Consider the following 15,545-nt stretch of genomic DNA (forward strand, 5'->3'; position numbering starts at 1 on the left):
TACTCATATATTTTACTCCATTTTTTAGAAAATGGGAAATTTTTTTCAGTTTTTAGGATTTTTTTTACTTAAACAAACATTCTTTGGAGAAGGGCTTGTTTTAGGGTTTTGTGGTGTTCAATAGTTAGTTCTAATTGAGAGAATAAATTATCAAGATCTTTAAAGAGGTTGCTTAGCTTTTGTTGCTCAGCAAGATCTTGAGGATATTTTATTACAATCTGCTTAAAAGTTGTCTTACTAACTTTTGGAATTCCAGCTCTGGTAGCATGTTTGTATGCTTCATTATTTAAGATAGCAGCCATAGCAAAATTGCCATACCCTTTATCTGAAATAGCCATTGAACAAAGTTCACTTGCAAGGAACTTTCCTTCCCTATAAAATACAGCTCCAGCATTAGCACCATGAGTAGCCCAGGTTATGCAGTCGCTATATAAATAAGTGTCACTATATCCACAAATACCGTTATTTGTTGTTTGAGAAGTAATAACAGGATATTTATAAGTTTCAGTTTGTTTATCCTTAACAAGGTCTGTTACATTTTTAATCTCACCACTGATAAAACGATCAAAAATATTTTCTACTTTATTTTCAGACCATGGATAGGTAAACTCAGGAAATCTTAGTTCAGGTTGAGTTCCGTTTTTAACAACTAGAAGTTTATAGATTAAAGACTGTTTTAGTTCTTTTATTTTAGATAATGCATTTTGTAGACTAGTTATCTTATTGTCAACATCTTTAAAGAAGTTACCGATTTTTTGCTGTTCTGCAAGATCAGGAGGATAAGTAAACACTATCTGCTCCATCACATTATTCATTAACTTAGGAATAACAGCTTTAGCCACATACCTAAAAGCAACCCTATTGAGAGCTTCTGCCATAGCTTTGTTACTATATCCACGATGAGAAATAAGAACTCCATTTACGTTAGTACTATAGAACTTTCCTGAACGAAATGTTACACGTCCTGCATAACCATCGGTAGTCCAAGTTATAGCGTCCTCAAAAAGGTATTCGTTGTAGTAACCGATAATTCCATTATTCACTGTCTGTGATGAATAAACAGGATATATATATATAGGGGTAGGAACAGGACTCATTTTGGATACTGCAAGTACTTGTCCACGAGTTATTTCATCGAAGATATTCTTAACTTGATCTCTTACCCAAGGAGTACTAAACTCAGGAAATCTGAGTGTTGGTCCCTGTATAATCTGTTTTGTCATGATTTTTTCTTAATTTTTGGTAATTTTGCTCTTTAGAGCGTATTTTATATGTAACAATAGTAAATATTATAACCTAAAGAAGGATCATCATTGATATGAAAACGCCTCTTTAATACTTTCTGCAATATAAATAAGTCCCCAACACAAAGTGTTAAGGACTTATATGTAATTTAAAGCTTAAACAAACATTCTTTGTAAAAGAGCTTGCTTAAACCTTTCAAGAGAAGATATTTTAGAAGATAGCTCTTTAATATGATTTTCCACGTCTGTAATTAAATTAGAAACTTTTATCTGTTCTTCTTTACTAGGGAGAACCGTAAGCATATTTAATATATCTTTACTACTAATCTTACGAAGAGTACTACCTTCAGCACCCCAATTTACTATACTTAATAAAATTTGTAAAAATTTACTATCAATACCTTTATCATTTGTTAACCAAATAATATTAGAATCCTTATAGTACGCTTCTTCGCCATTATAAACTATACTTTTTCCTATAGTCCCAATTGCAGACATCATCACATCGCCTTTTTTAGGATATGGATATTTACTCTTATAAGTTTCAAATAACTCACGAGTAATGTAAGCATCAGCCTGTCCACCAAAAGTTCCTATTTTATAAAAAGGTATATCACCTTCTGGTGTAGTCTGCTCTATAAGCACCCTCTTACAAGATTTTACCGAGCCTATTTTCTCAAAAGTAATCACATCCCATGGACTATCAAAAGAAGCAAATCTTAATCTTGGAATTGGATTTCTTGTTGAAGGAATCAACTGACGAAGTAGATATTCTTTCAATATGGAGTAATTCTCTTTCAAAACTTTAGACATCTGAATTAGTTTATCAAGATCTTTAAAAAAGTTACCTATTTTTTGTTGTTCTATTTCTTCAGGTAAATGAAAGTGCAGATCAGTGAGCATATCAAGAACTATATATGGTATAACACCACCTCTAGATTCCATTTTAATTTTCTTATCCAGAGGCTTCTTTATTACATTAAATATAAAACTACGATCTGCTTTAAAATTCTGCAATACATATGTTCGTTGATAAGCATTAAACTTTCCATCAACTAACTGCATAAAGCCAATGGATCCATTACCTGCTATAGTTATCGCAGGTCCTTCAAATGCATATGAATTTGTTTTTAAAACTTTGATACCACAGGTATAAAAGTTATACTTACCATTTTCATCAGCTTCATCTAAGTTAACCTTACCAGTCGTAATGCTTACAAGATCTCCTAGTTTAGTCTTATTCCAGTCTTTACTAAATCCAGCAAACCTTAATTTAGGTTGGTTACTTGTCTTCTTAGCCGAGCTTTTTTTAATGGAGTCTGTAAAGGTGTTTTGTTCCTTTACTTGTTCAGCAGGATTTGTTGAAGTGTATAATCTTAATTCATCCAACTTCAGATAAATATTTCCTGCTGCAGCTATATGCTTAAACTTACTTAAAGTTTTAGCTATAGCTTTATCTGCAAACGTATTCTTAAAGCCAAGAACACTATTTACATGGCTGCTATAAAGTTTACCTCCATGGAAAGATAAAGTACTAGTTGTAACATTCCTAGATAAGTATTCTTTAGAGTATCCTGAGACCCCATTATCTATATCTTCTAATGATTGGAACGGATATATATATAGGGGCTAAAATAGTGTTGGCTTTAGGCACTGTCAGCACCTGTCCTTGGGTAGATTTTACGAAGATTTTCTTCATTTCTTCTATTACCCAAGGTCCACTATACCCAGTAAAACTAGGTAAAGTACCCTGTATAATCTGTTTTGTCATGATATTTTCTTAATTTTTGAAATAGTTATCTTAATCAGGATAACTTTATTGTATTTGGCGATAGTAAATATTATAACCGAAAGAAAGATCATTAATATAGAAAACGCCTCTTTAATACTTTCTACAATATAAATAAGTCCTCAACACTAAGTGTCGAGGACTTTAATCACTGGGTTAAACAAACATACGTTGTAATAGAGCTTGTTTTAGAGTCTTGTGATTTTCTATAGCTCTTTCGTAAGTAAAAACTAAATTATCAATCTCTGTTAAAAAACTTGAAATTTGATGTTGTTCTGAAATTTCACTAGGATAAAAGATTAAAATTTCAGCCATCGTTGTGTTCATTAGCTTAAGATTATCTGCTCTAGACACATGTTTATAAGTAACTAGATTTAAAATTTCAGCCATTGCTGTATTGGAGTAACCTTTGTTAGAAAGCAATACTCCATTAATATTGGTACTGAAGAACTTACCCTTTCTAAAAGCTACCGTACCAGCATAAGCTCCATCTGTAGCCCAAGTGATAGAGTTTTCAAATAAATATTGATTATAATATCCAGCAATACCATAATTTGTGATTTTAGAGGAATATACAGGATATTTATACTCTGTCGTTGGTAATTCCTTAATTTTATTCATTGGAAGAACTTCGCCACGAGTGATCTCATCAAAAATATGATTTACTTTATTTTTTACCCATGGCACATAGAATTCAGGAAATCTTAATTCAGGTTGTTCTCCGTTTTTCACAACAAGAAGCTTCGAAATTAAGGTTCGTTTTAGTTCTTTTGTTATCGATAATGTATTTTGTAGACTAGTAATTTTATTGTCAACGTCTTTAAAGAAGTTACCTATTTTCTGTTGTTCTTCTAATGAAGGAAATATAATTTCAAAAGTTAATATAGCTTTTTCAGTTACAAGTTTTGATCCTGTCCCATTCGCATGCATTTCTTTAGATTTGAGAAACGCATCTCTGGTAATGTTGTAATATAAAAAATTTGGATCACCATATTTAATATTAAAGGAAGGAACCATTTTTGAACTACATTTTCCATTAAACTCTTTAGGTATTATTGCTATCGCTTTATTTAAAAAGTTTTGCTTACCATAGATTAATTGACCTGCTGTTCTTTTATAATACTCGGTTGCTCCTAGTTTTAGATTAACATCTTTACAATGAGCCAATCCTTTTAAATGCAATCTTAGAGTAAGCAATTGATCTACAGAAGTAACATCAACTTTTTCTTGTATAGGAAGCTCTAAAAACTTAGATAATGTAGAGGTGCTCCATTTGTCTGTAAATTCAGGAAACCTTATTCTAGGTTGATCTCGATTCTTCTTAGCTACAGATTTTACAGAGGCAACCTTATTGCTTGATTTAGTGGTATTTAAGGTACTTTCCTTAAATACATTATTGTTAATAGGGATTGTAAAGGTATTCCATACCTTTACTTGTATAGCTGGATTAGTTGGAATACTAGATTTTAATAATTCTTCTAACTTGCTATTATTTCCTGCTATAACTTTATCTGCAAACGAGTTCTTAAAGCCAAGAACACTATTTACATGGCTACTATAAAGTTTACTTCTAAGGAAGGAAAAAGTACTAGTTGTAACATTCCTAGATAAGTATTCTTTAGAGTATCCTGAGCCCCCATTATCTATATCTTCTAATGATTGGAACGGATATATATAGGGGCTAAAATAGTGTTGGCTTTAGGCACTGTCAGCACCTGTTCTTGGGTAGGTTTTATGAAGAAATTCTTCATTTTCTCTATTACCCAAGGTCCACTATACCCAGTAAAACTAGGTAAAGTACCCTGTATAATCTGTTTTGTCATGATATTTTCTTAATTTTTGAAAGAGTTATCTTAATTGAGATAACTTTATTGTATTGGCGATAATAAATATTATAACCGAAACAAAGATCATTAATACAGAAAACGCCTCTTTAGATCGATATTAGATAAGCATAATAAATAAGTCCTCAACACAAAGTGTCGAGGACTTATTTAGTTTATACAAACATACGTTGTAATAAAGCTTGTTTAAAAACTTCGTAATTAGTTTTTTGCTTGATAAGCTTTCTCTCTAAAGCCTCTAACTCTTTAAAGAGACTACTTACTTTAAGTTGCTCTTCTAAAGAAGGAATAAGCACTTTAATTGCTTCTAAACCTTTAGGATTAATATGTCTAACAGTTGTACCAGTAATAAAAGGATAGAATTTTTCTTTGTTGCAAACTAACTGTTCAGCAATAAAACTTGAAGCAACATTAGCATCTTTTATCGCCCCTATTATTACTCCACCTGAAGCTCTAACATTAGGTGTGTCTATTGCACTTGCTGTTGCTAAGCCTAAAGGAGTTACATCTGAATCTGGAAATAAAAGAGAGTTCGTTGGGATGTATGCTCCTTCGTCATACTCAGTGTAAGTTAAAAGACTTTCTCTAGTGATATAACCTTTTAAAGCAAATAGATCACCATAATGGAGAGCTAAATCACCTTTCCCTTCAAAGTTTAATTTATCTTTCTTTAGGTCAGATCCTTTACTCCAAGTACAGAACTCCTTTAACTTAGTACTTTTCCAGTCTGAACTAAATCCAGCAAATCTCAGCTCAGGTTTTTTGTTATCGTTTATAGGGAAAACTTTTTGTCCTAGAGAAGACTTTAATTTCACTAAAACATTAATGGCGTTGTTTAAGGAAGATATCTTTTCTTCAATATCTTTAAAGAAGTTACCTATTTTTTGTTGCTCTTCTAGTGAAGGAAATATAATTTCAAAAGTTAAAATAGATTTTTCAGATATCCTTTTTGATCCAGTTCCTTTAGCATACATCTCTTTGGATTTAATATATGAATCTCTTGTTATGCAGTAATATATAAAGTCTGGATCACCATATTTTATATTGAAAGAAGGAACATCTTTTGAACTACATTTTCCATCAAACTCTTTAGGGATTATTGCTATCGCTTTATTTAAAAAGTTTTGCTTACCATAGATTAATTGACCTGCTGTTCTTTTATAATAATCGGTTGCACCTAGTTGTAGGTTAATATCTTTACACAGAGCCAATCCTTTTAAATGCAATCTTAAAGTAAGCAATTGATCTATAGAAGTAACCTCAACTTTTTCTTGTATAGGAAGCTCTAAAAACTTAGATAATGTAGAGGTGCTCCATTTTCTAGTAAATTCAGGAAACCTTAATCTAGGTTGATCTCGCTTCTTCCTAGCTACAGGTTTTACAGAGGCAACCTTATTGCTTGATTTAGGAGTATTTAAGGTACTTTCCTTAAATACATTATTTATCGGGGTTGTAAAGGTATTCCATACCTTTACTTGTATAGCAGAATTAGTTGGAATACTAGATTTTAATTCTTCCAACTTGCGATTAGCATTTCCTGCTGAATCTATATGCTTAAACTTACTTAAAGTCTTAGCTATGGCTTTATCTGCAAACGTGTTCTTAAAGCCAAGAACACTATTTACATGGCTACTATAAAGTCTACCTCCAAGGAAAGATAAAGTACTAGTTGTAACCTTCCTAAATAAGTATTCTTTAGAGTATCCTGAGACCCCATTATCTATATCTGCTAATAATTGGAAGGGATATATATATAGGGGCTAAAATAGTGTTGGCTTTAGGCACTGTCAGTACCTGCTCTTGGGTCAATTTTACGAAGATCTTTTTACTTTTTTCTATCACCCAAGGACCACTATACCCAGTAAAACTAGGTAAATTACCCTGTATAATCTGTTTTGTCATGATATTTTCTTAATTTTTGAAAGAGTTATCTTAATTTGGATAACTTTATTGTATTTGGCGATAGTAAATATTATAACCGAAAGAAAAATCATTAATACAGAAAACGCCTCTTTAGATCGATATGAGATAAGCATAATAAATAAGTCCTCAACACAATGTGTCGAGGACTATTTGCATGCTTTTTAAATAAACATTCTTTGTAATAATGCTTGTTTTAGTAATTCAATGTTTTTTATATAACTACTTCTTGTTTCATATAACTTATCTAAATCAGCAAAAAGTTTAGCTATCTTTTCTTGCTCTTCTAAACTAGGAATTCTTACTAACATACTTTTTAATGTTGAAGATGACACCTCTAAAAAAGTAGTTCCTGTTGCATTTTTTAATGCAAAATCTTTAACCCTAGCTGTTAGCAGATAAATAAAGTAAGTTAGAGATTTACCTTCTTTAGGAATAAAGGATTGAAATCCTTGGTTTGTTGAGGCTTCTGCAGACAAAATAGCAGCTTTACCTATACTCGCTCTAGAAGTAAACAGTACTGAGTTTATAGGTAATATTTTTGCTGAACTGGATTTTAAACCAGCTTCAGTTATTTTTCTCTCGCTATCGGATATATAAACTTTATTGTTTTCAATCTCTGCAGGAGTAAACCAATTAACCGTTCCACCTTCCCAAAACTCTGGATTTGTTGTTAAAGGAGTTCCTCCCCCCATGATTTCGACTATATCACTTAAGAGAACTCTTTTCCATTTTTCTTTATAAGAAGAGAACCTTAAGTTAGGAGCTTCTTCTAAAGAATTTGCTGTCATTTGATAGGCTAAGCTATTGCGTATCTCTAAAAAAACCTTATTAACTTTTTTAGATTCTGATATTATTTCATCTATATCTTTAAAGAAGTTACCGATTTTTTGTTGTTCCTCTAATGAAGTTACATTAACTTTAATACAGCTTAACCCCTTAGCACTAATATGACCTACACCAGTTCCTGTAATGTAAGGTGTGAAAAGATGCTTTTTCCAATTTAGTTGAAAAGATATAAAAGAGGCGTCAGTCCTTTTATTCATACTTCCGATTATTGTACCACTAGAAGCTCTGACGTTAGGAGTATCAATCGCACTTGTGATTGCTAATGCTGAAGGGGTTTTACATGAATCAGCAAATAGCAAAGAGTTTAATGGAATATATACCCCCTCATTAGATTCTGTATAAGTAACTATATCTTTTGGAAATATAAAATTACCAAAAGAAAAAAGTTGAGCATAATGAAGAGCTAGTTCTCCTTTTCCTTCATAATTTAATTTATCTTTTTGTAAATCAGAACCTTTACTCCATTCACATAACTGCTTTAAAGTTTTAGTGTGCCAAGGATCCTTAAAACCTGGAAATCTTAATTCAGGCTGAATTACATTTTTACTAACTGTAGTTTTAGAAGGTCTAAATGAATTTAAGGAGTTTTCTTGAGAAACTACCTTACTATTAACATCTAGATAGAAGTCTCTTACTCTTTGCTCAGCAGGATCCGTTAGAATAATAAATTTTACTTCTTCTAACTTGCTATTAGCATTTCCTGCTGTAGCTACATGCTTAAACTTGCTTAAAGTTTTAGCTATAGCTTTATCTGCAAACGTGTTCTTAAAGCCAAGAACACTATTTACATGGCTACTATAAAGTTTACCTCCAAGGAAAGATAAAGTACTAGTTGTAACATTCCTAGATAAGTATTCTTTAGAGTATCCTGAGACCCCATTATCTATATCTTCTAATGATTGGAACGGATATATATAGGGGCTAAAATAGTGTTGGCTTTAGGCACTGCCAGCACCTGTCCTTGAGTAGATTTTACGAAGAATTTCTTCATTTTTTCTATTACCCAAGGTCCACTATACCCAGTAAAACTAGGTAAAGTACCCTGTATAATCTGTTTTGTCATGATATTTTCTTAATTTTTGAAAAAAATTACTTGTTTACAAGCATAATAAAACTTATTATAACCGAAACTTAAAGTATTTCTTGCCAAATACCAGTATTTATTTAAAGCTTATTATGTAAATTAACCCTCGATACATAAAAAAATCGAGGGCTCTTTACTGAGGACTTTTTACTAAAAAGATTCACAAACATTCTTAGTAAAAATTTTGCTCATAAAAAAATCCGAAGAGAGGTGCTCTTCGGATCCATAATTTATAACGTTTTAAATAAGGACTCTTAAATTAATATAGTTGGAAACTATAATTAATTGTCAAGTTTAATAGAATCTCTGTCCTTTTATTATACAAAAGTTTTATTTAAAAGTGTAAAAAATTTTATGTATTTTTTTACTTTTTTTACTCTTTTTTAACTTCAACCTAAAACCTATTTAAGCAACTTGAGACCAGAAAAAAAGCTTACTTGTTTTTTGCTTTGTTTTCTTTGCTTGCTTTTTTACTTGCTTTGTTCTTCTTGTTTTGTTCTTTTCTTTGCTTATTGGAGATAAAGATAGGTAAAGGTGTTTTTTTTAAGGTACTATAACTTTTTGTACTAGAGCAGCCTTGAGCTTTTTATAGAGTTCTAGTTGTCTATGATAAGAATCTATTAACTGATCTAGCTCAGTAAAGAAAGTACTTAGTTTAGCTTGCTCTTCTCCCTCTACAGGATACTCAAACTCTACTATTGCCATAACATTGTTCATGAGCTTAGGAATGCCTCCTTTAGCTACATATTTATGAGCTACGCGGTTTAAAGCTTCAGCAATAACCTTGTTAGCTAAGCCTCGATGTGAAATTAGCACACCATTTACATTTGTACTGTAGAATTTACCAGGACGATAAGTAACGCGTCCTGCATAGCCATCGGTAGTCCAAGTAATAGCATTCTCAAATAAATACTGCTTGTAATAGCCTATTACCCCATTATTTAAAGTTTGCGAAGAGTAAACAGGATATTGATACTCGGGAGTTGCTACACTACTCATCTTAGATACAGCTAGCACTTGTCCGCGGGTAATTTCATCAAAGACATTTTTTACTTGCTCTTTTACCCAAGGTTGACTAAAACCTGTAAATCTTAACTGAGGTTGACCATTTGCTTGTACGGCAAGAAGCTTGTAAATAAGCGAACTTTTTAATTCTTGCCCCGTTTGCCAAGCTTGCTCTAATAATGCAATTTTTGTATCTACTTCTCTAAATAAGTTACCAATTTTTCTTTGTTCAGCAAAGTCAGGATAGCTCACAGGAAAGTTTAATACCGCATCTTTACCTAGATTTAACTGTGAAGTACCTGCCCCCATGCTTTTGAAATACTTTTGTTTGGCATTAATGTACGTAAAGAGGTAGTAAGGATCTATATTCTCGTTTATCACTCGTAACAGAGCTACCCTTTGATTGAGAACATATTTATTGTCCTCAGGGATTATTGCTACTTTACCTAAAAAATTACCATAGGCAAGGTCACTTAAAACCATTACGAGGTCGTTTTTAAGGAGAGTTTGCTCGGAATTATTAATAAACTTGCCCGAAGACTTTAAGCCTCCGTCTATAGACACCGAGTTTAAGTTAATCAATTCATATTTTCCTGAACTTCTTTGCTCATGCTCATACCCCTTACCATTAGCAAAATAAGTGATCTTGCCTAGGGTAGTGGTAGAGTAAGCTGTGCCTAAGAAATGCAATTCAGGAAGAAGTAAATCTTTTGTGGTTTCCATAAAATCTATTTGTGCAAAAATTTTTCAACTTCTTGGATTGAAACAATCTTAAGTTGAGCTAGGAAATTAGTTTTGTTTTGCTTGCTTCTTGCTTAAGCAAAGGAAGTGCTTTGTCTATTATACCCCAAAGCCCTCGCTCGCCAAGCAAAATACTCAGATCCCAAGCAAATTACTCTTCTTTCTTAGCCAACAAAAATACTCATCTACCTTTACTCCCCTCACACAACAAAACAACTTTTACCCTCATATTACAAAACTACTTACACTCATCTTGCAAAACTACTTATCCCCTATCCTACAAACTACTCACCCTATCCTACAAACTACTCACCCTATCCCAACAAAACTACTACCCCTCACTAGGATCTTCTCGCAATATCTCTCCTTCCTCGCAAAAAAATCACCCCATAAAAAAACCTCTGAGCCTTAGCAACTCAGAGGAGTATAAATTAGAACTTTGTTGTTCGTTTTTTGTTGAAATAAAAAAGTTAACTACTTTTTGTTTTTCTTTTTCTTGCTTTTATTGTTTTGGCGTTCTGCTAAAGCTTGTTCTCGAGCTAAGAGATGCACATTAACCTTTTCTTGACTATCATCGTATCTTGAGGTCTCTCCTTCCATCATCGAAGCAAGTTTTGCGTAATGTGGACTCATAGAAAGCAAAATACGAATAGTTGTAGTTAAAGGTATAGCTAAAAGCATCCCAACCGGACCGAGGATTATTCCCCAGAAAATAACACTCACCCAAACAACAGTATTCGAAAGATTTAAATGTTTAGACATGTAACGCGGTTCTATTACATTTCCCGTAAAAAAGTGCACTACGGTAATTGCAGTAGTAAAACCTACGGCTGTGCCCATAGAATTGAGCATAAAAGCTTGGGCAATCATTGGTGCCGAAACTATAAACACCCCAACGTTTGGAATAAAGTTAAACGCAAAAGTTAAAACTGCCCACATTACCCCAAACTGCACATTGAAAAGAACACAAAGCACTAGTACAGTTACTGCCGTTAAGCAAGAGATTAAGAATTTTTTCTTAATGTAAGTCGCTACGGCACTAAACATTAAATAAACATGTTGTAACCCTTGTGGTTTGTCTTTAAGAACTTGCCCCAGACGGTGTTGCCAGAAATCTATATCTATAAGAATAAAGATCAAGGTTAAAATAATTATCACCATACTGGACATAAAACTTGTCAGGCTAAACCAGACACGTTTCATAAGTTCGGTAACCATGGTCGGGTTAATATTGTCAGTTATAATCGAAGTTAAACTTTGTTGTGGATCAAGCTCTAAACCTAAACGTTGTAACCACGGAAATAACCAGTCGTGGAGAGTATTGATGCGCACTAATAAACGTTGCGTAATAACTTGGAAGTTGTTAATAAACTGGTTTACGGTGTTATTAACAATAAGCCCTATAATTACCCAGCAGATAATAAAACCAATAAAAATGGTTAAAAGCGAAAGTAAAAAGGGAAATTTTAAACGATGGGCTAAAAAGTTAATCATCGGGCGTAAGATAATGGCAAACACTACCGAGATGAGTAACATATTCGCAAAATCCGCAAAAAAGTACTTCACTAAACAGCAAAGTAAAATAAATGCGGTGACATTAATCAAGTGATTGGGTTGTTGTGTCATAAAATCCTATTACCAACGCCGACGCCAAAAGCTGTCTTGGTAGTTAGGAGAAACTACACTTGCTTCGAGGCTAATTTTACTTCCCCCCACAAAAGGAAGAGTAATTCCCGTACCTAACACCGAAGCACTATAGTTCTCATGGCCATAGATATTACTACGTCCTGTAGCAACAAAAGTCCCCATATAAACATAAGGTTTGTAAGTTACTTGCTGGCTATTGTAGTTTAAAGCTAGCTGATTTGCCAGATTGTAACGTGTGTATAAACCATAGTCAATATGATCAAGATAAGAGTAATTAGTTTTGTAGTAAGCATTGTTACTACGAATAAAGTTTAAGGGATAGGAAAATTGTTTTGGCGCAAAGGTTGTAACCTTCTCGCCGTTTTTACCATTGGTATAAACTATAGTTGTGCCCTGAGCACCTGAGGTAATAAACGTACTACTTCCTGGACTGGTAAAGCCATTCCCTTTTACTGAAACTTGTGTATTAGCTTGGCTACTTAGGACGAGCAGACAACTAAGTAGACTAAGTGATAATCCTTTACCGAGCATATTCCCTCCTGAGATTCACTCTTTTATATTATACCCCAAGTTATAAAAAAAGCCTCACATGGAGGCCAAAAAAAATCTTATTTATGCCAGCACAAGGGCAGGCAAACCTGCCCTTGTGAGCTAATTTTTTTATTTGTTTGCTTTAAGGATTTTCTTAAAGCAAAAAAGCGAGTAAAGGTTAAGACTAGAAGGAATTTAATCCTTGCACATTAATTTAAGTACTCTAAACTTACTTAAGTTGTTTGTCAGCCCAAGAGGTGACTGATTTTGTCAGCAAAAAATGGTGAGTTAGTTTTCTCAGCACAAGTAGTGACTGCTTGTGTCAGTCCACAGCTGACTCGGGCTAGTTGTCTCGAGGTGAACTAGCTTCACTTAAAGCAAGCTAAAGAACTTAAAGTGGTTTTCTCATTTAAGTATTTGCTATTTTTTTTAAATAACCTTTACTCTACTCTTCATTAATCGAGTTAACTAAATTAATAGTTGGGTTAATTAAGTAATAAATTGACCGTACAAATTTAGAGAACTCTGCAAATGGAGCATTAGATACGTAAACTACGTCTTTGTCCTGAATTGGGAATTTTTGTAACCAGAACATAGCTTGCGGATCTTTTAAATTGAGGCGATAAATAGTAGGAACACTATTATCAGCCGTATAGCCTTGGCTTAACCATTTTTGCCGTTGCTCAACTGGGAGGCTGCCAACATTAACATAACGGAAAACAAAGAGTCCTTTTGGATCGGCAAGGTTATCATTTAAGCCTTCAACTCGAGCTAGAGCTTGAGCTAAAGATAAACCTTGGGCAGAGAAATTAACTTCTTGACTTTTACCCACTGCTCCCATTGCCGTAAAGCTTAGAGGGTTAGTAAGCAGATAAACTATATCGCCTGGCTCAAGACGAACGTTTTGTTGCGGGTTGGTAACAAGACTAGCTAAAGAAATAGTTTTAACTTGTCCTTGGCGCGTAAGTTGCACAGAAATATCTTGAATTCCTGCATCCACGCCCCCAACTACAGCCACAGCATCAAGAACTCGCTCGCCATGTGCCGTTAGAGGCATGCGTACACTGTTCCCTTGACGTAATACCGTTACATTTTCTGAATTGTTAGTTGTAACTTGAACTAGCACTTGCGGTTGGTTAGCTAATTTATTTAAACGAGCCACAAGGTTAGCTTGTACTTGTTGTGGGGTTTTGCCGGCTACAGAAACACGTCCCACAAAAGGTACGCTAATGTAACCATTATAATCTACCATTTGCCCAGGTAAAGTAACTGCTTGCGAACCTGTAGCGGCATCGCTAGCTAGGTTACTGTTAGTAGCAAATAAAATTGCTGGAGAAGCTTCCCAGAGAATTACCTGCACTACATCGCCTGGACCTATGCTGCCATTAGCTTGCTTGCTTGGTGCAAAGGTAGAAAAGTTTTGTTGCTGTTGCCCTTGAAAAAGTTGGTTGGCAATAGAGTTAGTTACATCAATTACGGCTAGAGGTAAACTATCTGGCACTTGCTCGCCGTCGGCACTTACTACTGCACTCGTAGTTGGTCCTGACTTAGGCACTATGGCACAAGAAGCCAAAGTTAAAGCTAGAGTGCCCACCAGAAGGGTGCGCCAGCAAAAAGTTATTTTTCTCATAATCTATTGTGATAATAGTTCGTTAAATCGATAAGGTCTTCTACTTGATCACTCAAGGGTAAATATATGCGCGTGTAGAAGTTGCCATTAATTTGCGTATGATACAAGTGGTAAAGATTATAAGCTCGCTCTACAACCTGCTCTGGAGCTTGCGGAGTTTTCCAGAAGCTCTCTAAACTCCCTTGATGAGTTAAGCGAGCAAAATTATAAGCACAGTAGCCTAAAGTATAAGTAGGTAAACCGTGAATAAGCGAAGATAACCCTGAAGTAGAGTTAACTACCACTACCCCTTTGGCTTTACGCATTAAAATGGGTAAAGGGATATTTTTTATATATTTTATTCGTCCTTTTAATTGCGGATACTCTTTAGTGTATTTGGCAATTAAGGACTTGTAGTTGCTAAAACCGCGATCAAGAGGATGCAGTTTAACAATTAATTTGGTATGACGCGGAGCATTTTGGGCAAAGCTAGTTAAAACCTGCCCGAGGTAGGTTGCCATGCTTTTTGCCTGACTATGGACTTTAATTTGGCTATCTATAGCTAACTGAAGCGGAAAAATAAAAAAGTCAGTAAACGCTTTGTTTTCTACTTTATGCATTAGATGTTTTTCTGGTAAATAGCTTAACCAGTAAACTAAACAAGCCTTAATCAGGTGATAGGTATAAAACCATAAATTGGTCGAACGGTGATGTTGATAGTATTTAAACTCATTACGCATCCACCAGATAAAAAAGTAATAAATAAAAGCAACCTTAGCTAAGGGTCTTAAACCTGCAGGCGGTTCACGCACTTCAGGTTTGCCTTCGAGATTTTGCGTTGCTTGTAAAAAGAATTCAGCGTCGCGCGGTAACTCAGAATAAGCATTAACACCATGCTCTTCGAGAGTTACATAATAAGGACGATAGTATCCCTCTTCAAACACCCAGAACTTAAGACCAAGTTCTTGAGCTAGTTCTTTAGCTTGACGGTGATAAATACGACAGTCTCCAAAACAGACTAAAGTATCTATTTTTTCTTTTTTAATAATATAGGCAAGATAATCTTTAAAAGCTTGTGGCTTATCATGAAAGCTATAGGTAGATTTAAATTTTTTGCTCGGATAAAAATGTTCATCCCCACCATTAAAATTTATTTTGCTCACATGCTTGTCTTGAGCTTGTAACCATTGACTTAGTTTAGCAAAAAAATTGCCAATAGGTCCTTGTAATAAAAGAAATCTTTGCCCTTGTTGCGTCATTTTTTGCAGATTACGCATATAAA

At 34.0% G+C, this 15,545-nt stretch carries 10 protein-coding genes; all 10 read right to left on the reverse strand.

Features of this window, described 5'->3' with window-relative positions:
• Positions 1 to 68: 68 nt before the first annotated feature.
• The 10 genes from CJP74_RS01300 to CJP74_RS01360 all read right to left on the reverse strand — a co-directional run bounded on the left by CJP74_RS01300 (position 69) and on the right by CJP74_RS01360 (position 15,540).
• Entirely contained in the window at positions 69 to 1,223 is a 1,155-nt protein-coding gene (locus CJP74_RS01300) for a restriction endonuclease subunit S (RefSeq protein WP_119496474.1), read from the reverse strand.
• A 177-nt stretch (positions 1,224 to 1,400) separates the two neighbouring features.
• Positions 1,401 to 2,633 (reverse strand): restriction endonuclease subunit S, encoded by a 1,233-nt coding sequence (locus CJP74_RS01305; protein ID WP_119496475.1) that lies wholly within the window; start codon positions 2,631 to 2,633, stop codon positions 1,401 to 1,403.
• A 556-nt stretch (positions 2,634 to 3,189) separates the two neighbouring features.
• The gene (locus CJP74_RS01315; protein WP_147397039.1) at positions 3,190 to 4,215 is read right to left on the reverse strand and encodes a restriction endonuclease subunit S; all 1,026 of its coding nucleotides are present in this window, start codon (positions 4,213 to 4,215) and stop codon (positions 3,190 to 3,192) included.
• A gap of 817 nt (positions 4,216 to 5,032) precedes the next feature.
• Positions 5,033 to 6,397, reverse strand: coding sequence for a restriction endonuclease subunit S (locus CJP74_RS01320; protein WP_119496478.1), 1,365 nt, complete (start codon positions 6,395 to 6,397; stop codon positions 5,033 to 5,035).
• 564 nt (positions 6,398 to 6,961) lie between these two features.
• Entirely contained in the window at positions 6,962 to 8,560 is a 1,599-nt protein-coding gene (locus CJP74_RS01330; RefSeq protein WP_345788748.1) for a restriction endonuclease subunit S, read from the reverse strand.
• Between the two features lie 713 nt (positions 8,561 to 9,273).
• On the reverse strand, positions 9,274 to 10,458 hold the full coding sequence (locus CJP74_RS08050; protein WP_222986826.1) for a restriction endonuclease subunit S: 1,185 nt from the start codon (positions 10,456 to 10,458) through the stop codon (positions 9,274 to 9,276).
• 492 nt (positions 10,459 to 10,950) lie between these two features.
• Entirely contained in the window at positions 10,951 to 12,102 is a 1,152-nt protein-coding gene (locus CJP74_RS01345) for an AI-2E family transporter (protein WP_119496481.1), read from the reverse strand.
• A 9-nt stretch (positions 12,103 to 12,111) separates the two neighbouring features.
• Positions 12,112 to 12,654 carry a hypothetical protein gene (locus tag CJP74_RS01350; RefSeq protein WP_119496482.1) on the reverse strand — a complete coding sequence of 181 codons (543 nt, stop codon included), beginning with the start codon at positions 12,652 to 12,654 and terminating at the stop codon, positions 12,112 to 12,114.
• A gap of 445 nt (positions 12,655 to 13,099) precedes the next feature.
• Positions 13,100 to 14,284: a polysaccharide biosynthesis/export family protein gene (locus tag CJP74_RS01355; RefSeq protein ID WP_119496483.1), complete on the reverse strand. Its 1,185-nt coding sequence runs from the start codon at positions 14,282 to 14,284 to the stop codon at positions 13,100 to 13,102.
• Complete coding sequence (locus CJP74_RS01360) at positions 14,281 to 15,540, reverse strand: capsule biosynthesis protein (protein ID WP_119496484.1); 1,260 nt, start codon at positions 15,538 to 15,540, stop codon at positions 14,281 to 14,283. Before CJP74_RS01360 ends, CJP74_RS01355 begins: the two co-directional genes overlap by 4 nt.
• Positions 15,541 to 15,545: the final 5 nt, after the last annotated feature.

The organism is Psittacicella melopsittaci (assembly GCF_003585925.1).
Lineage (GTDB): Bacteria > Pseudomonadota > Gammaproteobacteria > Enterobacterales > Psittacicellaceae > Psittacicella > Psittacicella melopsittaci.